General features: G+C 62.5%; 24 protein-coding genes and 1 tRNA gene. 11 read left to right on the top strand and 14 right to left on the bottom strand.

Going from position 1 to position 18,703, the window contains the following annotated elements; genetic code table 11:
• The first annotated feature begins 2 nt into the window (after nt 1–2).
• The 5 genes from HSDC_RS13590 (at nt 3) to HSDC_RS13570 (ending at nt 2,379) form a co-directional block, all read left to right on the top strand.
• Complete coding sequence (locus HSDC_RS13590) at nt 3–386, top strand: hypothetical protein (protein WP_064700472.1); 384 nt, start codon at nt 3–5, stop codon at nt 384–386.
• Nucleotides 379–723: a hypothetical protein gene (locus tag HSDC_RS13585; protein WP_064700471.1), complete on the top strand. Its 345-nt coding sequence runs from the start codon at nt 379–381 to the stop codon at nt 721–723. Before HSDC_RS13590 ends, HSDC_RS13585 begins: the two co-directional genes overlap by 8 nt.
• Nucleotides 724–789: 66 nt before the next feature.
• Nucleotides 790–1,545 (top strand): hypothetical protein, encoded by a 756-nt coding sequence (locus HSDC_RS13580; protein ID WP_064700470.1) that lies wholly within the window; start codon nt 790–792, stop codon nt 1,543–1,545.
• A complete protein-coding gene (locus tag HSDC_RS13575) occupies nt 1,545–2,123 on the top strand; it encodes a hypothetical protein (RefSeq protein ID WP_064700469.1) in 579 nt (192 codons plus the stop codon). Before HSDC_RS13580 ends, HSDC_RS13575 begins: the two co-directional genes overlap by 1 nt.
• Before the next feature lie 10 nt (nt 2,124–2,133).
• Nucleotides 2,134–2,379 carry a hypothetical protein gene (locus HSDC_RS13570; protein ID WP_064700468.1) on the top strand — a complete coding sequence of 82 codons (246 nt, stop codon included), beginning with the start codon at nt 2,134–2,136 and terminating at the stop codon, nt 2,377–2,379.
• A gap of 251 nt (nt 2,380–2,630) precedes the next feature.
• Here HSDC_RS13570 and HSDC_RS13565 read toward each other — a convergent pair whose 3' ends face one another.
• The 6 genes from HSDC_RS13565 to HSDC_RS13545 all read right to left on the bottom strand — a co-directional run bounded on the left by HSDC_RS13565 (nt 2,631) and on the right by HSDC_RS13545 (nt 6,287).
• The gene (locus HSDC_RS13565; RefSeq protein WP_064700467.1) at nt 2,631–3,203 is read right to left on the bottom strand and encodes an AAA family ATPase; all 573 of its coding nucleotides are present in this window, start codon (nt 3,201–3,203) and stop codon (nt 2,631–2,633) included.
• A 174-nt stretch (nt 3,204–3,377) separates the two neighbouring features.
• Nucleotides 3,378–3,656: a hypothetical protein gene (locus tag HSDC_RS16755; RefSeq protein WP_137055315.1), complete on the bottom strand. Its 279-nt coding sequence runs from the start codon at nt 3,654–3,656 to the stop codon at nt 3,378–3,380.
• A gap of 272 nt (nt 3,657–3,928) precedes the next feature.
• The gene (locus tag HSDC_RS16750; protein ID WP_137055313.1) at nt 3,929–4,291 is read right to left on the bottom strand and encodes a hypothetical protein; all 363 of its coding nucleotides are present in this window, start codon (nt 4,289–4,291) and stop codon (nt 3,929–3,931) included.
• Between the two features lie 119 nt (nt 4,292–4,410).
• Entirely contained in the window at nt 4,411–4,833 is a 423-nt protein-coding gene (locus HSDC_RS13555; protein ID WP_244534463.1) for a DUF7282 domain-containing protein, read from the bottom strand.
• Nucleotides 4,834–4,941: 108 nt separating this feature from the next.
• A complete protein-coding gene (locus HSDC_RS13550) occupies nt 4,942–5,688 on the bottom strand; it encodes an anti-sigma factor (RefSeq protein ID WP_064700464.1) in 747 nt (248 codons plus the stop codon).
• Nucleotides 5,685–6,287, bottom strand: a complete 603-nt coding sequence (locus HSDC_RS13545) for a sigma-70 family RNA polymerase sigma factor (protein WP_064700463.1) — start codon at nt 6,285–6,287, stop codon at nt 5,685–5,687. The genes HSDC_RS13550 and HSDC_RS13545 overlap by 4 nt, the downstream gene beginning before the upstream one ends.
• A gap of 230 nt (nt 6,288–6,517) precedes the next feature.
• Here HSDC_RS13545 and HSDC_RS16745 point away from each other — a divergent pair, with 230 nt between their 5' ends.
• Nucleotides 6,518–6,760: a hypothetical protein gene (locus HSDC_RS16745; RefSeq protein ID WP_137055311.1), complete on the top strand. Its 243-nt coding sequence runs from the start codon at nt 6,518–6,520 to the stop codon at nt 6,758–6,760.
• Between the two features lie 306 nt (nt 6,761–7,066).
• Here HSDC_RS16745 and HSDC_RS17100 read toward each other — a convergent pair whose 3' ends face one another.
• The 7 genes from HSDC_RS17100 to bioB all read right to left on the bottom strand — a co-directional run bounded on the left by HSDC_RS17100 (nt 7,067) and on the right by bioB (nt 12,293).
• Nucleotides 7,067–7,369 carry a DUF1654 domain-containing protein gene (locus tag HSDC_RS17100; RefSeq protein ID WP_170862779.1) on the bottom strand — a complete coding sequence of 101 codons (303 nt, stop codon included), beginning with the start codon at nt 7,367–7,369 and terminating at the stop codon, nt 7,067–7,069.
• A 286-nt stretch (nt 7,370–7,655) separates the two neighbouring features.
• A tRNA-Leu gene (locus HSDC_RS13535) sits at nt 7,656–7,740 on the bottom strand.
• Between the two features lie 45 nt (nt 7,741–7,785).
• Nucleotides 7,786–8,499: a dethiobiotin synthase gene (bioD, locus tag HSDC_RS13530; RefSeq protein WP_064700461.1), complete on the bottom strand. Its 714-nt coding sequence runs from the start codon at nt 8,497–8,499 to the stop codon at nt 7,786–7,788.
• Between the two features lies 1 nt (nt 8,500).
• Nucleotides 8,501–9,310, bottom strand: a complete 810-nt coding sequence (locus tag HSDC_RS13525; protein ID WP_064700460.1) for a malonyl-ACP O-methyltransferase — start codon at nt 9,308–9,310, stop codon at nt 8,501–8,503.
• A complete protein-coding gene (locus HSDC_RS13520; protein ID WP_064700459.1) occupies nt 9,307–10,035 on the bottom strand; it encodes an alpha/beta fold hydrolase in 729 nt (242 codons plus the stop codon). Before HSDC_RS13520 ends, HSDC_RS13525 begins: the two co-directional genes overlap by 4 nt.
• Nucleotides 10,032–11,189: an 8-amino-7-oxononanoate synthase gene (gene bioF / locus HSDC_RS13515; RefSeq protein WP_064700458.1), complete on the bottom strand. Its 1,158-nt coding sequence runs from the start codon at nt 11,187–11,189 to the stop codon at nt 10,032–10,034. The genes HSDC_RS13520 and bioF overlap by 4 nt, the downstream gene beginning before the upstream one ends.
• Before the next feature lie 6 nt (nt 11,190–11,195).
• The gene (bioB, locus tag HSDC_RS13510; protein ID WP_064700457.1) at nt 11,196–12,293 is read right to left on the bottom strand and encodes a biotin synthase BioB; all 1,098 of its coding nucleotides are present in this window, start codon (nt 12,291–12,293) and stop codon (nt 11,196–11,198) included.
• A gap of 71 nt (nt 12,294–12,364) precedes the next feature.
• On the opposite strand from bioB, the gene HSDC_RS13505 reads away from it, so the two are divergent.
• The 5 genes from HSDC_RS13505 to HSDC_RS13485 all read left to right on the top strand — a co-directional run bounded on the left by HSDC_RS13505 (nt 12,365) and on the right by HSDC_RS13485 (nt 16,856).
• Nucleotides 12,365–13,063 carry a ComF family protein gene (locus tag HSDC_RS13505; RefSeq protein ID WP_064700456.1) on the top strand — a complete coding sequence of 233 codons (699 nt, stop codon included), beginning with the start codon at nt 12,365–12,367 and terminating at the stop codon, nt 13,061–13,063.
• Nucleotides 13,064–13,126: 63 nt separating this feature from the next.
• On the top strand, nt 13,127–14,113 hold the full coding sequence (locus HSDC_RS13500) for a serine/threonine protein kinase (RefSeq protein WP_064700455.1): 987 nt from the start codon (nt 13,127–13,129) through the stop codon (nt 14,111–14,113).
• 188 nt (nt 14,114–14,301) lie between these two features.
• Nucleotides 14,302–14,859 (top strand): GTP cyclohydrolase I FolE, encoded by a 558-nt coding sequence (gene folE, locus HSDC_RS13495; protein ID WP_064700454.1) that lies wholly within the window; start codon nt 14,302–14,304, stop codon nt 14,857–14,859.
• Between the two features lie 8 nt (nt 14,860–14,867).
• Complete coding sequence (folX, locus tag HSDC_RS13490; RefSeq protein ID WP_064700453.1) at nt 14,868–15,278, top strand: dihydroneopterin triphosphate 2'-epimerase; 411 nt, start codon at nt 14,868–14,870, stop codon at nt 15,276–15,278.
• A 105-nt stretch (nt 15,279–15,383) separates the two neighbouring features.
• Nucleotides 15,384–16,856 carry an NAD-dependent succinate-semialdehyde dehydrogenase gene (locus HSDC_RS13485; RefSeq protein ID WP_064700452.1) on the top strand — a complete coding sequence of 491 codons (1,473 nt, stop codon included), beginning with the start codon at nt 15,384–15,386 and terminating at the stop codon, nt 16,854–16,856.
• A 218-nt stretch (nt 16,857–17,074) separates the two neighbouring features.
• Here the strand turns inward: HSDC_RS13485 and purH are convergent, their stop codons facing one another.
• Nucleotides 17,075–18,655, bottom strand: a complete 1,581-nt coding sequence (gene purH, locus HSDC_RS13480) for a bifunctional phosphoribosylaminoimidazolecarboxamide formyltransferase/IMP cyclohydrolase (RefSeq protein ID WP_064700451.1) — start codon at nt 18,653–18,655, stop codon at nt 17,075–17,077.
• Between the last annotated feature and the right edge of the window lie 48 nt (nt 18,656–18,703).

Below are 18,703 nucleotides of genomic sequence, written 5' to 3'. Positions count from 1 at the left end.
TGATGACCGTTGTGGTGTTTGATGCCAGGACTGGCGCGATACGCCGTGTTGTCGAGTGCTCAGCGTCAATGGCTGAGCATCAGGCGGCGACCGATGAGGCGAGCGTTATCGTGTCGAGCGACACACACGTTGATGATGAGCGGCACTACATCGATCTGCAGGACCGGTCTGTCGCGAAACGCCGGACCTTCGAGGTGTCGCATGCGATCCGTGGCTTGTCGGTGACGCTGGGCAGCCTGCCCGGCGGTACGCTCGTCCGCGTGCTCGGGGAGGAGATGGTCGCCGACGGCGATGATGAGATCGAATTCGACGTGCCCGGCACCTACCTCATCGAGCTATCTCACCCGCACTACCTCGACGACGTCCTGGAGGTGACCGTTGAGTAAGCTCCGCATTCGACGTCACGCCGATCGCGATGTTGCCGAGGCGTACTACCTGGCGGCCGTGGACCGCGCCACGCCCAGTGTCCCGCCGCTGATTGCTGCCCGGCGCGAGGCCAAATGGGCCGAGGTCCAGGCCGGTGATGGACCCATCCTGCAGGCGGAAGCCGAGGCCCTTGGCTGCTCGCTGCAGGAGGTGATCGACAGCGTGACGGCTGCACGTCGCCAGTGGTGCGAAGACGAGGCGCAGCGGGAAGCTGCCCGGGTCCGGGCCAAGGCGCTCATTCGCCAGGCCGACACGCCAGCCGAGATGCACCGCATCGCCGCCCCCTGGTGCGATTGACCACGATACATTCACGAACACATGCCGCCCACGAGGCGGCATTTTTTTGCCTGATGGGAGGGCAGCATGGCTGATCCGACGAATTATCAGCAGTTCAATCAACGGACCACCGAGCTGGTTCAGGTCGTCACCGACGCACTGAAGGCGGCATATGGGCTCGAAAATATCTCACAAGGGGAGGCTCTGGGCCTGCTGGCCGGCATTGACAATCTTTCCAGTGCGCCGGTCGGCAATGTGGGAGCGTTGCTGTCGGCACTGGGCTTCAACAACGTCCTGCCCAACGGGCGTAATGTCAACGGACCTTGGCCGACCAGTACACTGGATGATTTCGAGAGCGTTGGCGCGGATGTCTACTACTGCGGCGGTGATGTCAACGATAAGCCATATCCGGCATTCGGTATCTGTTTGCACCTACCGATCTTCTCGAGCGCCTATCAGATTTATTTCAGCGGCTTTTCCAACTCCAGTTCCGTGGAGGTGCTCACGCGCTTCGCGCAGAAGGATGACAACGGGAACTGGATTGGTACGGACTGGCGTGAGTGGCTATCAAAACCAACTCATACGACAGATCGACTTCAAGTGGCGAAGAATGTAGCCGAGCAATCCGGGCCGGACAGCCTCGGTGGTTACATCTTCGCCGTGACCGACACGGCCTGCTGGCATGGCCAGACAACCGCGGGGGCCAATCTGACTCCCTGTGGCATCCAGGCCAATGGGGCGATAGCCCAGGGCGACAATGGCAAAACCCGCACGGGGACGTGGCGCTGTCTCGGTCGCGGCGCGGCAGGCGATGCAACTCTTTGGCAGAAGGTGGCTGACTAATGGACATCAGGAACGCGAAGAACAACGCCGATGGTCTCACCATCAATTGTGAGATCGACCATCCCGAGCTCGGGTGGATTCCGTACACCGCTTCGCCGGAGGTGGAGACCGAGACAGGGAAGACGGTGTGGGCCGCTCTGCAGAACATGGAGGTTGCCCCGTTTGATGAGGAGGCGCATTTGGCTCAGGCCAAGGCGTCGGCACTCGCGGCGCTCAATGCGGACTACGAGGCGGCTGCCAATCCCCTGATCCGCGACTATCCCGCGACCGAGCGCTTGAGCTGGGCCCAGCAACTCTCCGAGGCCGAGGCATACCAGGCATGGGTAGACGCCGGCGAGCAGGGTGACGCGCCGGCGACGCCGACTCTCTCGGCCATCCTCAGCGGGCGCAACGGCTCGGACGGTACCGAGACGCTCGCCGATCTGGCGGTGGCGGTGATCAATCGAGCCGCCGCGTTCATCCAGTGGCAGCAGTACACCGGGCTGCGACAGCGAGGTGAATGGGCCATCCAGGCGGCCGAAACGCCAGACGAGGCCAGGGCCGTGACCTGGCAGACCCTGATCCAAGACATTCAATAGGAGGGCAGGCATGTCCCATTACACCAAGATCGACCCGCTGTTCGACCAGTTCCGCGACGCCCGCGACGCGGCGGAAGCCAAGCTGCGCGAGGCCCTGCCGCCAGGATCTCGCGTCATGATCCAGTCAGGCCCGGAATGGATCGGGCCCTACGAGGTACTCGAGTACCCGCGCCTATCTTTCGGCCAGCTGCATCTTCGCAACGTCGAGACTGGCGCCGAGCGCCGGGTCGGGTACGCGCAGACCAAGCCGGTGTGATTAGGCAACACACCGGAGCAAAGAAAAGAGGGGTATCCGGATTATGAGATTGAGGGGGTTTTACAGCCCCTCCAAGTGCTTAGTCCGGCCAGAAGGTTGATAGATCGATGCCGAAACTCTTCTCTTCCTCTGGCAGGCCCATGCTATAGGTCATGGTAGCCCTGCCCAGGAATGGTGATTCCTTGGTCTGCGGTGATTTCTCGGGTATCCGGATGCTTTGGTTGATAGGGTGCCCCAGGTTCCTCCTATCTTTACCATCCAAGCTTTTCGCGCACGAAAGCTACACGCTTGATAATACTGGCGCGGGGCAACTCAACAAGGGTGTAACCCAGCTCGGTATATGTGGTGACCATTGTTTCCCAGGTGGCCAACGCCTCAGCAAAGCTCTGCTTGCGTTCGGCGTCCCCAGTGAAGATTGCTTCCCACGGTGGTGCCACGAATACTGTCGGCGCATAACGAAACTGCTCGGCAGCACGCCATATATGGTCCGGCACCGAGAGACCAGCGACTCGCCTGTAGCCGATCACATCGGGAACTCCCCTATCAAACAACGTCGGCCCGGCGATCTCAGCTGCTTCATGCCATGAACGCAGCTCCCAGCTCAGCATCAGTTCGGCGAAGGCCTCGCTATTTCCCCAAGGCAAAGCTTCGCCTCCGATGGCCACTTGATCCTTAATGATGGCTCTCCCGGCCTCTGGCATATGCCTGATGCCGGCAGTAGCAAGTGCTTCAAGCAAGGTGCTCTTGCCTGCCCCGGGGCCACCAGTGATGACAAAGCGTTTTTCGAGCGCTGTCGGCGCGTTATTTCTTTGAGTCACGGGCATGCTTCAGTTCCTTCCTGTCATTGACGCTCATACACCAGTTAATCCGAATACCTGAAAAGAGGAGCGATCACTCGCCTGCCCGGAAGGTTTGACGATGGTCAGGGGCATGCTCCCTGGCCGGTTTGGCATGGCCGTGAAAGCGTGGTGGCTGGGTATAGCATACTCAGATAATTATCAGATCGCTCTCCAAGCGACGCGCTTAATATTGTCTTTTGGACCGGTTCTGATGTAGCGGGCTGGCCCAGTTATCGTATCAGTGCTGTGACTGGCAGGTAGCGTGTCTTGATATTTATCAACTATCAATGTTCCGCGCAGACGGTTGCTGCGTATTTCACGAAGTAATGCCACTTCAATATCGATTGGCGAGCTTGCTATTGGGTAATAGTTAGACCCTTCTCGCACCTCACTCCACCCTTCTTTAAGTAGCTGGCTGAATACGTCGTTAGCTTTCATGTGTGCTCCAGTTATTCGTTATGCGAAGGCGGTTTGGAAATTTTTGTTGTGGTTCGTCATATTGTTGTAGTACTGCTGGTTTTTCAGGATCTGGTTGGTTTTCTTCTTTAAGTCGTTATGTTGTTGTTTTTCGCGTTGTGGTTTTGGTGGTTTTTTTCGACTGATAAATAGTTTTTATTTAATAATATCCGCCCCTGCTATGGGCAAGGGCGGTAAGCATTTTTTGAGCTGATTCCGTTGTTATTCTTTTGGCAGCATTGACTCCTCTTTTGTCAGGGAGCTACGGCGTTGTAGTCGGATTGTACACCACCATCTTCGACAATGGGGCCATCATCGAGGATGCCACCAGTATCTACCCTTTCGGCGTTGTAATCAGACTGTACGCCGCCATCGTCGACAAGCGGCTCGTCATCAAGGGTGCCGCCAGTGTCTTTCCTTTCGGGGTTGTAGCCGGATTGCACGCCGCCGTCTTTGACGAGGGCTTCGCCGTCGTTGCCCTCTATCTGGGACATGTCGTGGGGTTGGCCAGCATGTCCGTCGTCTGACATTCCGCCTTCATGGTGGTCTGCCATGACCATGCTGGAGAGTAGGGCCATTGAGCCCATCAGTGCTGCTGCTTTAATGACACGCATCATGGTGAACCTCGCATATATGAGTTGCTCTATCCATGTTGGGGATTGTCCGCAACGGTGACACTCAATCTATATAAAAGAAACTAGCCTCTTGATAGCCACTTTGGAATAGTCGGATGGGATTACTGTGCGGTGATGGTGGTCATCACGAGGTTGCCGTCCATCTTGATTGGCCCGTCTTCCGAGGCGCCGAGCGTGTACTCGAACACGCCGGTCTCCATGCCACCTTCTTCGCTGTGAACCATCAACATCAGCTGGTCGCCGGAACTGACATCCTCGGTCAGCAATGCGGTGACGTCCATGTTCTCGCCTTTCTTGAGCGGGGCATGGCCGACCACAGGGCCTGGTTTCATGCTGTCGTCAGTTCGATGTACTACCAGCCAGCCATTGCTGTTCGCCATGACCTTCTCGGCGGACACTGAGCCATCTGCGGTAGACTGGTCATCGGCCCAGACTTGCGGATGCATGTCTGCTTGAGCCAGGGAAGCGCCGACGAGCAGAGCAGTGGATACGAATGCGCTTGCCATGAACTTGGTCATCATCATTCTCTCCTTGTATTCCGAAGCACGCCCTACCGATCAAAGGGTTTATGGAGGGCGTGTTCGTAGGTACGAGTGGAGAGCACGCAAGGTTTCACGTCAGCGTGAAAAAAGTTATAGGTGCTGTGACTTCCCTCTCTGGTCGGTGGGATAGAGATAGCCGTGGATAGCAGGGCCCGTCGGTTGGCCGGTAGGAGAACCACCCGGAGGTTCAATGCTGATGCCGAAGGTGGCCTGTTTAAGCAGGTCGGGATCGTAGTCGCGTAAGGCATCGGCATCCAGGCTGAGATCGTCGTTCAGCACGCCCACAGAGCGAGGCTCAGGTCCGAGCTCGGCTGATTTGATCCACAGTTGATAGGAGCGATTCGGCAGTGGTTCCGCCGTCACCGGCTGTACGTTGATCCGACGGTTGTCGAGGTCAACGGCGAGCATGAAGGCTGGCTGCTGGTCGTTCTGCGAAAATACGGCCACGAAAGGGGGCTGGTTCGGTGTCGAGTCGAACGGTACGACCAGCACGATGGCTAATGCCAGTGCTGCAGCGGAAGCGAACGCAGTACTCCAGCGCCAGAATCTAAGGCGACGATGCAGCCCGAGCAACTGCGTCGTTCTGCTTTCACTGGCATCCTTTTCCGTCTCTAGTACCGCGATGCGGCGCTCGATCCGCTCTAGTAGATCCGGCCCCGGGGCTACATCCTGGATTTCGTTGCAAAGCGGGGCAAGACGAGCTTCCCAGTCGAGAATTTGTGCGTCCAGGTTAGAATCATGCTTCCGACGTTGGGCCACCTCAGTACGTTCGTCGACCTTGAGGGTGCCCAGCACATATTCGGCGGCCAGCATATCGATGTCGTCGTGTCCAGTCATGACGCCAGGCACCCCTTGAGTTGCTTTAAGGCTCGGTGGAGCCAAGTCTTGACGGTATTCACCGGTTGTTCGAAATACGCAGCTAGATCGGCGCGCGACCATCCATCCAAGTACGCCAGGCGCACCATGTTTTGGTGTCTGGCTTCGAGCTCCTCCAAACAGGCATGCAGATGTTGGACATCCTGTTCGTGTTCAATGCGTTCTTGGGCACTGATCTCATCGGCGGAGGTCTGTGACAATGCGTCCTCAGATTCATGAGTAGCTCTAGGCTGGCGGCGCAATTCGTCGATGGCAGCATGGCGAGCGATGGCTACCATCCAAGTAATGGGGGAAGCCCGACTGACTTTGAATTGTGCCGCATTCTGCCAAATTGTGACGTAAACATCCTGGATAACATCATCTGTTCGACTCCGTTCTTTCAAGATACGCAACACCGTGCCATAGAGTTTCGCCGAGGTGGCCTCATACAACTGGACGAAGGCGTGACGATCACTTTGGGCAACGAGCTGGAGCAGGTTGCGGAGACGGTCGTTGGACGATGGCGTCGCGGGTGAGGTGTTGACGCAATGCGCTGAAGAGGGCCATGAGTTATCGGACATACCACTTTCCTTGTTGATGTCATTGAGCAAGCGCCATGCGAGGACAGACTAGCGTGTCGCCGCCGTGCTGGCCAATGTGGGCCCATGTGAGAAAATGGGTAGGGCTTCCCTGAATGGTGGCATATGGTCTTGAGGCATCGATGTGCTCAAGTGGGTGTCGCTGCCTTACCACGAGGCATGGCTAGCTCGGCTTGCTACCATAGGGCCATCACTTTCTGTTGGAGGATCGAATGCGCGTACTGCCACTATGGCTCAGTGCTGTTTTTATAGCTGGTCTAGCGGGTGGTAGCTACCAACCTGCGCGTATTGGCACGGAGCCGACTGTTATCATCGATGGCAGTGGCTGGCATGACCGTGACCACCGCAGTGGTGACAACAAGCATTGCGAATATGAGAAAAGAAGCCAAGAAACGCTGGAAGGAGGAGCGGAAACGCCTGGAAAAAGAGCGCAAGCACTGGAAGAAACAGCATAAGCATTAGGTCAGCATGGCACTCGCCTCACTATCCCGCCTTTCGGTCCGGCGCCGGGCCTCGCCCAGCGCCAAACCCCATCGACGATACCATGTCGTCGCTCGAGCATGCAGACGAGCGACCCTTCGATAGCCCAGTCGCTCGGGCTGTAGTCGCTTAGTTCGCATCGTCCGCTGTATAGCCACCCCCGGCTGATGACGTGGTACTCGATGAGCGCGTGGCGCGGCGGCGCCGAGCGCTTCAATCCGATCCACCCCTTGCGCTCGAGCCGCTTCCGCCACTGCGTGATCTGGTGCCGCGTGGCCACGTCACACCTCAACCGGCACCCAGCTGACCAGCCAGCCCTCGTCGGTGCGCGTCACATCCACGTTCTCGTTCTCGTTCTCGCTGATCTCATCGATCAGGCGATCCCAGTCATCGGGGCTATCGCCATCCTCGGGCTTCAGGTGTACCTGGCGTTTCTCGCGGCGGCTTGCTGCAGCGATCTCGATCTGGATGCGCTGGCCGAGGAGTTCGTATGAGGTGGGGCGGTGCTTCTTCGCTATGACGGTGGGCCTCTTAATAATGCTGTCTATATATGCAGTATTATCAGGTGAAAGGCTGAGCGGCAACCTGGTTGCGTCGATCAGGCGCGCACCACAATGCTCACCACCTGACAGTGTGAGCGTGAGACAGACGGGGATTCGTGAGACAGCAGGACGGGTAAAGTACTGACAGGGCAGGGGAAGCGAGCCGGGTATGGCACTACCATTGAGCTACAGCCACGTATCTGCCCATAGCGATAGGTCGCTAAAAAATGTTGACCAAAAAACTGACCCCACTATGCCCAAAGCAGGCATATTCAGGCCCATTTGGCGGCTAGACTATAAGGTAACTTATTGAAAAATAAGGGTATTATGGTGCGGATGGGGAGACTTGAACTCCCACGCCCGAAGGCACCAGAACCTAAATCTGGCGTGTCTACCAATTCCACCACATCCGCACGGGTCAGGCAGGCGTCCATATTTTACGGACCGGCTCCGGCAAGTCAATCGATCGCGGGAAGGCGCAAGTGATTGGCGGCGGCTTCGGCGCGCTCGGCAGGTGTCTCGCCGGCCAGGTGCGGCAGGATGCCGAGGTTCGGGGCCGAGAGGCGGTGCGTCAGCGTCTCGAGGTTGTCGCGATACAGGGCCGGGTCGCCGGTCTCGTCGAAGGACAGGCCCGGCTCGATCAGGTTGCCCACCCAGCCGGCCAACGGCAGGCCGTCGGCACGGATCGCCTCGGCGCTGAGGATGGCGTGATTGAGACAGCCGAGCTTGAGTCCTACCACCAGAATCACCGGAAGCTCGAGCCGCCTGGCCAGGCCGGCGAGATCCTCGTGAGCGTTGAGTGGTACTCGCCAGCCACCGGCACCTTCCACCAGGGTCAGGTCGCGCTGCCAGGCCAGCGGGTCGGCGGTGGCCGCGACCAGATCATCCAGCGTGGGGACATCACCGGCACGCCGGGCGGCCAGATGCGGGGCAATGGCCGGTGCATAGGCGTAGGGATTGAGGACGTCGTACTGTACTTCGGGCGTGCTCTGCTCGCCGAGTGTCAGGGCGTCGATGTTGCGCAGTCCGTGAGGCGTGGCATCACAGCCGGAAGCCACCGGCTTGAGCCCGAGGGTGGTGTGGCCGTGGCGTCGGGCCAGGGCCAGCAGGCCACTGGCCACCAGAGTCTTGCCGGCATCGGTGTCGGTGCCGGTGACGAAGTAGGTGCCCATGTCAGTGCTCCAGGATCAGGGTCAACAGGTGATAGGTGACGGGCAGGCCGGGGGCCTCGCGCAGCCCCTCGTAGCGGTGTCTTGCCCGTGTCAGGTCGTGGCGGGTCAGTCGCTTACCGGGGCGTGCCACCTGGGCGCCGACGCCCTTGATGGAAGCCATCACGGCGTTCAGGTCGGGGTAGTGGAAGCGCTCTTCGCGTTGCTCCAGCACGACCCGACGAAAGCCGGCGCGTCGCGCGGCCAGTCGATGCCGGGCGGCGTCGTGGAAGTCGAGCAGGGCGGCGGGACGCCCGGGTTGCGACCAGGCCTCGCTCACTTCGTGAAGGGTGCCGGGAGCCAGTGTATTGAGCAGGGCGCGCCCTCCCGGCCTCAGCACCCGTCGAATCTCGCCGAGTACGCGGTCCAGGTCCCGGCACCACTGGATCGCCAAGTTGGAGATGACCAGATCGAAGCTGGCGTCGGTGTGGGGAAGCATGCTGGCGTCGCCACAGACCCACCGGATTGGCTCGGAGTGCCGGCGACGTGCCTCGTCGAGCATGCCTGGGGCGAGGTCGAGGCCTTCGATCCGCTGGTGGTCGGCGTAATGACGGGCCAGCCGGGCCGTCAGCTCGCCCGGGCCACAGCCCAGATCCAGGAGGCACTCGGCCTTGTCGGGCAGGTGGGGCAGCAGGTGTTCCCCCATGGCGTGCTGGGCGGTGGCGCGGCTCGCATAATGTGGCGCGGCGCGGGAAAAGGCATGGGCGACGCGGGCGCGCCAGTCGGCGGCGTCGGCATGATCGGTTGGTTCGGTCGCCATCGCGACAGTGTTCATGAGGTGGACTCCGGTCGCTTGGCATCGGGCGCGGTGGCGACGCTCGCTAGCCGTGTCGCCAGTCGCTGCGGTTGGCTTAGCATCGGGCAGTGCCCGGCGTTCTCGATACGCTGATCGGCTCGCGCGATGACCTCGGGCGCCAGCAATGGGTCGTCTGCGCCCGCGATGCGCTGCACCGGGCAGGATGCGGCGCTCAGGCAGTGATGGATGTCCAGGTGCGCGAGATGCTCGAGGCCGGCGTCGAGGGTGGCGAAAGGAGCCGGCAGGGCGGTGCCGAGAAGCTCGCGCAGTGCGCGACGCGAGCCGGTCGGATCGGGTTCGCCCGCGAGCTGCCGGCGCAGGAAGTGCTCCCGGGCGATGTCGGGGGAACGCCGCAGGGCGCGCTGGAAGTCGGCCAGCGCCGTGTCGCTCACTCCTTGGGGGTGGACGAAATGTTCCCCGATGCCGAGCAGTACCAGGGCGCGTGGCGCTGGCAGGTGATCGAGCAGGGCGCCGGCCAGTAGCCCGCCGAGCGACCAGCCGACCCAGACGGCATCAGCCGGCAGGTCTTCGGCCATGGCGTCAGCCAGATCGGTCAGCGAGGTGGGATCGGCAAGCGAGGGGCGACCGGCGTACCCGGGCCAGTCTGGCGCCTTGACCTCGAGTCCATGGGGCCAATGGGGCGCGAGAGGGCGCCAGATTCGGGCATCGCAGCCCCAGCCACTGAGCAATATCAACGACGTCATGTGGCTTCCTCGCGTCGACAGGCGTCCAGCGCATCGAGCAGGGCGTCGAGATCCGGCGCCTCGTGGGCGGCGCTCAGGGTGATCCGCAGGCGTGCCTGACCACGCGGCACGGTGGGCGCACGGATGGCACCGACACGCAAGCCGGCCCGGGCCAGGCGCTCGGCCCAACGCATGACGCGGTCGTTGTCACCCAGCACGATGGGCTGGATGGGCGTGCGGGAGTCGGTCAGCGGCAGGCCGAGCCTTGCGGCCTCATGGCGAAAGTCGGCGATGTGCTGGTGGAGGCGACCTCGGCGCTCGGGCTCGCGTTCGAGGATGTCCAGGGCGGCCAGGGTGGCCCCCGCCACGCCAGGCGGCTGGGCTGTGGTGTAGATGTAGGGGCGGGCGAACTGGACCAGATGGTCGATCAAGCCCGCATCGCCGGCCACGAAGGCTCCAGCGCTGCCCAGTGCCTTGCCGAGCGTGCCGACCAGAATGGGGACTTGGTGGTGGTCGTGGGCGCGACCCACGCAACCATCGCCATGTTCGCCGAGCACGCCGAGGCCATGGGCATCGTCGACCATCAGCCAGGCGCCTTGTCGCTGGCAGGTGCTGGCGAGGCCGGCGATGTCGGCCGTGTCGCCATCCATGCTGAAGACGCCATCGCTGGCCACCAGTGCCGGGGCATCCTGGGGAGCACGTTCCAGCAGTCGCTCGAGATCCGCGAGATCGCGATGGTGAAAGCGCCGCGAAGGGGCGTCGGCCAGGCGAGCGCCGTCGAGCAGCGAGGCGTGGTTGAGGCGATCCTGGAACACTCGGGTGTGGCGGTCGCACAGGGCTTGCAGCACGCCGAGATTGGCCATGTAGCCGGTCGAGAACAGCAGGGCGCGGGGGCGCCCCGTCAGCTCGGCCAGACGATGCTCGAGCCGCTCGTGGATCGCCAGATGGCCGGATACCAGATGCGAGGCCTTGGCGCCGGCGCCGAAGCGTTTCGCACCCTCGGCCTGTGCCTCGGCCATTCGGGGGTCTTTGGCCAGACCGAGATAATCGTTACCGGCGAAGTCGATGTAGGTGTCGCCCTCATCCAGGATGGGGCGTTGCCGCCAGCCACCGCTCGTTCGTCGCTGGGTGGCGGCATTCGCCAGGCGCTTCGACCAGAGGTCCGCACGCGACATGACGGCTCAGGCCTGGGCGGCGTCGTAGAAGAGGGCGTCGTCACGCTGGCGCTGAATGGCATGGGCCAGCGCGGTTTCGGCCTGTTCATCGTCGCTGCGGGTGTCGCGCTGCTCCGGGTGCAGGCCGAGCTTGTCGAACAGCGCCCGGTCGCGCTCGACCTGGGGATTGCCGGTCGTCAGCAGGGTGTCGCCGTAGAAGATGGAATTGGCGCCGGCGAGAAATGCCATGGCCTGGGTCGACTCGTCCATCTGTTCGCGCCCGGCGGACAGGCGGACATGGCTTTCCGGCATGAGAATGCGGGCCACCGCGATGGCGCGGATGAACTCGAGCGGGTCCAGATCCTCGACGTTTTCCATCGGCGTGCCCGGCACCTTGACCAGCATGTTGATGGGCACCGACTCCGGATGCGGGTTCAGGCGTGCCAGTTGCTGCAGCAGGGCGGCGCGATCACGCGGTGCCTCGCCCATGCCGAGGATGCCGCCGGAGCAGATTTTCATGCCGGCATCGCGGACGTTGGACAGCGTATCCAGGCGGTCGGCATAGGAACGGGTGGTGATGATCTCGCCATAGTATTCCGGCGAGGTGTCCAGATTGTGGTTGTAGTAGTCGAGGCCTGCCTCGGCCAGCCGGCTGGCCTGATGGGCGTCGACCATGCCCAGGGTCATGCAGGTTTCCAGCCCCAGGGCCTTGACCTGGCCGACCATCTCCACCACTACGTCGAGGTCACGTTCCCGGGGGCTGCGCCAGGCGGCGCCCATGCAGAAGCGGCTGGCACCGGCTTCCTTGGCGGCGCGGGCCTGTTCCACCACCTTCTCGATCTCGAGCAGCTTCTCCTTGCCGAGCCCGGTGTTGTAGTGGCCGGATTGGGGGCAGTACTTGCAGTCCTCGGGGCAGGCGCCGGTCTTGATCGACAGCAGGGTCGAGACCTGCACGGCGTTGGGGTCGAAATGTGCCCGATGTACCTGCTGAGCGCGGAACAGCAGGTCGTTGAAGGGCAGTTCGAACAGCGCCTCGATCTCGTCAAGACGCCAGTCGTGGCGAGGGGCGTGCTGGGCGTCTAGGTTCAAGTCAACCGCATGGACGTCGTGGCGTTGGGCTGGCATGGGAGGGCTCGCTTTTGGTCAACTTTTCGAATTGGTCACGGTTGACCGATAGGGTAAGGCGTCGTCGGATCATGTCAACCATTCATGATTTCAAGGTTGACGATTGGTTGCGGCGGTTGTTGCCGGGTCGTTGCGCGTTCTGTCTTGCCGCCTGCGAGACGACGGCTCCCTGGTGTTCGGCCTGCCATGCCGCTTTGCCATGGAACCTGGCGGCCTGTCCGGTATGCGCCGAGCCACAGCTCGGTGGTCATCGCTGCGGGCACTGTCTGCGCCGAATGCCGGCCTTCGAGGCGGCCCGCGTGCCGCTGCGTTACGAAGGCGAGCTGGCGGTGCTGATGCGACGCTTCAAGTTCCAGGCCTCGCCGCGTGCCGGCAGCCTGCTGCTGGCACTGCTGGAGGAGGCGCTCCGGGAGGCGCCGCGCCCCGAGGCGCTGCTGGCAGTGCCCTTGCACCCGCACCGCGCGCGGCAACGCGGCTTCGACCAGGCGCGCTGGCTCGCCGAGCGGCTGTCGACACGCCTGGACATTCCCTTGGTGGTGGCACAGCGGCGGCGCGATACGCCGAGCCAGCGGGGGCTGGATCGCCAGCGACGAGGCCGCAACCTGCGTGCCGCCTTCCGGGTCGAGGCAGCGCTGCCATCCGAGGTGGCGCTGCTCGACGATGTGATGACCACCGGGGCGACCCTCGATGCCCTGGCCCGTGCCTGTCGTCGGGCCGGGGCCGAACGTATCGAGGCCTGGGCCGTGGCGCGTACGCCCATGACAAACTGACACCGACTCGGCGACCGGCGCTCTGTTAGCATGCCCGTCATACGATTGAATCAGGAGCGCCGAATGGAAACCTCGATCCATCCCTTTGCCCGTCTCGAACCTGCCCGGGTAGTGGCGGCGGTGGAATCCCTGGGGTTCTGGCTGCCCGGCGAGCCTTTCGCCCTGAACAGCTACGAAAACAGGGTTTATCTGGTGCATGACGACGAGCGCCGGCGCTGGGTGGTGAAGTTCTATCGGCCTGGGCGCTGGAGCGATGCCCAGATCCAGGAGGAGCATGACTTCCTGGCCGAACTGGCGGCGGCGAATGTGGCAGTCGCCGCCCCCTGGCGTGATGAGCAGGGCACCAGCCTGCATCATGACGAGGAATTTCGTTTTGCGCTCTATCCGCAGCTCTCGGGGCAGGCGCCCGAACTGGAGGACCCGGCACATCTGTTCGCCCTGGGCGAGGTCATCGGGGCCATGCACGCCGTGGGGGAAACCGGTCGGTTCGTGCATCGTCGTACCTTGAACCTGGGGGACATGGTGGCGGAGGCATGCGATGGCGTGCTCTCCAGCCCCTGGCTCGACCGGCGCCAGCGGCATGCCTACACGCGGGTGACCGATGCCTTGCGTTCGGCACTGGTGGATCGTGGCTGGGCGCCGGAGCGTAGCATCCGCGTGCATGGCGATTGCCATCTTGGCAACATGCTGGGGCGCGACGAGGCGTTCGGCCTGGTGGATTTCGACGACTGCCTGATGGCGCCGGCGGTGCAGGATATCTGGATGCTGCTGACCGGCCAGGAAGAGGGGGAGTGGCAGATGCAGCTCTCCGAGGTGATCGAAGGCTACGAGCAGCATCGTGACTTCGATCGCGATGAACTGGCCCTGATCGAGCCGCTGCGGGCCTTTCGCCTGATACGGCACAGTGCCTGGCTGGTGGCGCGCTGGGAAGATCCTGCCTTCCCGGTGGCCTTTCCCTGGCTGGCCGATGCCGGTTACTGGGATGACCATATCCGCCAGCTCGAGCAGCAACGCCGGGTGCTGGACAGCGTGACACCCAGGCGCGCGTAACGTATGAAAGCAATCATCGATGCACCGAGAAGGGCAAGATCGCGATGCGGGACTGCGCCGGCGCATGGCATGCGCTAGAATCGTTGTCCTTTGATCCCGGAAACATGACGTCGGGATGACAATTCGATGGCAAAGGCGTGATGGCCGCGCCGACGCACCGCAATAATGACTCTGCATGGGGCCTGAGCATGACCGAACAACTCGCCGACCACTACCGCCAGATCATTCAGGAGATCGGGGAGGACCCCGACCGGGAGGGCCTGCGCGATACGCCCAAGCGTGCCGCCAAGGCCATGCAGTTCCTGAATCGCGGTTATTTCCAGTCCCTGGAAGAGATCGTCAACGGTGCCGTCTTCGAGTCGGATACCGATGAGATGGTGCTGATCAAGGACATCGAGCTGTATTCGATCTGCGAGCATCACCTGCTGCCGTTCACCGGCAAGTGCCATATCGCCTACATGCCGCGTGGCAAGGTGCTGGGCCTTTCGAAGTTCGCGCGCATCGTCGACATGTACGCACGTCGCATGCAGATTCAGGAGAACCTGACTCGCCAGATCGCCGAGGCTGTCCAGCAGGTCACCGATGCCCGTGGCGTGGCGGTGGTCATCGAAGCGCACCACCTGTGCATGATGATGCGGGGTGTCGAGAAGCAGAACTCGAGCATGACGTCCTCGGTGATGCTGGGCGCCTTCCGGGAGTCGCAGAGCACGCGACAGGAATTCCTGACCCTGGTCCATGGTAGGTAGGAGACAATATGGCAATGCTCGCTCTGGGGGATCAGCACCTCGATCACGACCTGGCCACGATACGCATCAAGAACCTGCGGTTGCGGACCTATATCGGCATCAAGGATGACGAGATCCGCAATCGCCAGGATGTGGTGGTCAATGCCGTGATTCGCTATCGCGCCGACAAGGCGCTGGCGTTCAATCACATCGAGCAGGCGCTGAATTACCGCACCATCACCAAGCAGGTCATCGCCCATGTCGAGGATAACCGCTTCCAGCTTCTGGAACGCATGACCCGGGAGGTGCTCGATCTGATCATGAGCTTCGAGCAGGTTCTCACCGCCCAGGTGGAGATCGACAAGCCCCATGCCTTGCGTTTTGCCGACTCGGTGTCGATAACCCTGTCGGATTCTCGGGAGACGAAGCGGGGCGGCTGATTTGCGGCGCCACCACGGCGATGATGAATGGTTGGCGCGCTGGGCGTCATGCGCTTAGCATGGGGATCAACCTTCACCCAAGCGCCTTGAAGCCAGGAGTCGACCATGGAAGCCCTGAAGGAGAACCTGAAGGAAACTCAGCTGTATTGCCCCTTCGCCTATATTGACGGGAGTTGGGTCGCCGCCGACAGCGGTGAGCAGATCGAGGTGGTCAATCCGGCCACCGGTGATGCCGTGGGTAGCGTGCCGCGCCTGGGGCGGGCAGAAACCGAACGGGCCATCGCCGCCGCCGAGGCCGCGCTCCCGGCCTGGAAGGCCTTGACCGCGCTGGAACGCGCCGATGCGCTGATGAAGTGGCATGACCTGATGCTCGAACATCAGGACGACCTGGCCACCATCATGACCCACGAGCAGGGCAAGCCGCTCAAGGAAGCCGCCGGCGAGATCGCCTATGCGGCGAGTTTCCTGCGCTGGTTCGCGGAGCAGGCGCGCCGTATCAACGGTGAAACGGTGCCGGCCTCTTCCGCGAACCAGCGCATCGTGATTACCAAGCAGCCGGTGGGTGTGGTGGGCGCCATCACACCGTGGAACTTCCCTGCCGCGATGATCACCCGCAAGGCCGGCGCGGCGCTGGCGGCGGGGTGTACCTTCGTGGTCAAGCCGGCCAGCCAGACGCCCTTCTCGGCCACCGCCCTGGCCATGCTTGCTGAACGAGCCGGTATTCCGCGCGGCGTGTTCAACGTGGTGCCAGGACGCGCCTCGGAAATCGCCGCCGCGCTGACCGAGTCGCCGGTGGTGCGCAAGATCACCTTTACCGGATCCACCGAGGTGGGGCGCGAACTGATGGCCCAGGCATCGCGTCACGTGCAGAAGATTTCCCTGGAGCTCGGCGGCAACGCTCCCTTCATCGTCTTCGAGGACGCGGACCTGGATGCCGCCGTGGAGGGGGCCATGGCGGCCAAGTTCCGCAACGCCGGCCAGACCTGCGTGTGCACCAACCGCTTCCTGGTGCAATCGAGTGTGGTCAACGCCTTCTGCGAGAAGCTGGCGGTGGCGATGAACAGCGAACTCAAGGTCGGCGATGGCACGAAGGCAGGCGTCAACATCGGCCCGCTGATCGACGAGAAGGCCGTGGAGAAGGTTTCCGAACACGTTCATGATGCCGTCGAGCATGGCGCCGAACTGCTGCTGGGGGGCCACCCACACCCACTGGGCGGCAACTTCTTCACGCCGACGCTGATCACCGAGGCCAATGACAGCATGAAGGTGGCAGGCGAGGAGACCTTCGGGCCTCTGGCCGCTGTCTTCCCCTTCGAGGACGAGGAGGACGCCGTGCGCATGGCCAACGACACCGAATATGGCCTGGCTTCCTACTTCTACTCCCGCGACCTGGGGCGTGTCTGGCGCGTGGCCGATGCCCTGGAGTACGGCATGGTGGGCATCAACACCGGGCTGATTTCCAACGCCGCCGCGCCCTTCGGTGGCGTCAAGGCCTCCGGGCTGGGTCGTGAGGGTGGTCATCAGGGCATCGAGGAATTCCTCGAGACCAAGTACCTGTGTATCGATCTCGGGGACTAAGCTGGAAGCTTGAAGAACGGCGCTACGCGCCTGGAAGCTGAAAGTAAAACACCCCGCCGAGCACGCTCGGCGGGGTGTTGCTTTGTACGATCCTGGGAAAACAGCTGGATGATAGGCTAGGCGAAAATCGGCGCGAAAGCGGAGTTTGCTGTTGCAAATGAGCATTTCAAGCCGATTTTCAACGACGCATGACCGAGTTCCAGCGTTTTCCCCTCGGGTCAGTGCCTGAAGTGCCGCATTCCGGTGAACACCATGGCGATACCGGCCTCGTTGGCGGCGTCGATCACTTCCTGGTCGCGCATTGAGCCGCCGGGCTGGATGACGGCGGTGATGCCGGCTGCCGCCGCGGCGTCGATGCCGTCGCGGAAGGGGAAGAAGGCGTCGCTGGCCATGACCGAGCCGGGGACCGACAGGCCTTCGTCGGCGGCCTTGATGCCGGCGATCTTGGCCGAGTAGACGCGGCTCATCTGGCCGGCGCCGACGCCGATGGTCTGGCCGCCCTTGGCATAGACGATGGCATTGGACTTGATGAACTTGCCGACCTTCCAGGCGAAGGTCAGGTCACGCATTTCCTGCTCCGTCGGCACTCGATCCGACACCACGCGGAGATCGCCGCGCTCGACCATGCCCAGGTCGCGATCCTGCACCAGCAAGCCACCGGTGACACGCTTGAGGTCGTGTCCCTTTTCGCGCTCGCCCGGCCAGTGCTCGGCGACATCGAGTAGGCGCACGTTCTTCTTCTCGGCGACGATCTCGATGGCCGCCGGCTCCACGCCGGGAGCGATGATCACCTCGACGAACTGGCGGTCGATGATCGCCCGGGCGGTCTCGGCGTCGAGGGGGACGTTAAAGGCGATGATGCCACCGAAGGCGCTGGTCGGGTCGGTGGCGAAGGCCTTGTCGTACGCCGACAGTGCACTCTCGCCAACGGCGACGCCACAGGGGTTGGCATGCTTGACGATCACGCAGGCGGTCTCGTCGAAGCCCTTGACGCACTCGAAGGCGGCATCGGTATCGGCGACATTGTTGTAGGACAGCGGCTTGCCCTGCAGGGTGCGTGCCGTGGCCACGCTGGGCTCCCGGCTGGCCGGGTCCACGTAGAAGGCAGCGGCCTGGTGCGGGTTCTCGCCGTAGCGCATGGACTGCTTCTTGTGGAACTGCAGGTTGTAGGTGCGCGGGAAGCCTTCCTCGCCGCCCTCGGTGCGAGCGCCCAGGTAATTGGCGATGGCCGCGTCGTAGCCGGCGGTGTGCTCGAAGGCCTTCACGGCCAGGTCGAAGCGGGTGGCCTGGCTGATGCCGCCTTGATCCAGTTCTTCGAGGATACGGCCGTAATCGTCGGCAGCCACCACGATGGAGGTGTAGGCATGGTTCTTGGCACAGGCCCGGACCATCGTCGGCCCGCCGATGTCGATGTTCTCGATGGCGTCCTCGAGGGTGCAGTCGGGACGTGCCACGGTGGCGGCGAACGGGTAGAGATTGACCACCACCATGTCGATCGCGGGGATATCGTGCTCGGCCATGACGGCATCGTCCTGGCCGCGCCGGCCGAGGATGCCGCCGTGGATCCGCGGATGCAGCGTCTTGACGCGACCGTCCATGATCTCGGGGAAGCCGGTGTGCTCGGAGACCTCGGTGACAGGCACGCCGTTATCGCGCAGCAGGCGGTAGGTGCCGCCGGTGGAGAGCAGCTCGACGTTCCGGTCGCGCAGGCCTCGTGCGAAATCGACGATGCCGGTCTTGTCGGAGACGCTGATCAGGGCGCGACGTACCGGCATGATGGAGGAGATGGATTGGGCCATGAAAATCACTCTGTTGCAGGCGTGGGGGCGAAGCGAGTACGAGGGCGC

This window comes from Halomonas caseinilytica (assembly GCF_001662285.1).
GTDB lineage: Bacteria > Pseudomonadota > Gammaproteobacteria > Pseudomonadales > Halomonadaceae > Halomonas > Halomonas caseinilytica.
The sequence above is the reverse complement of the archived record's forward strand: the minus strand, read 5'-3'. Positions and strand labels throughout refer to the sequence as shown.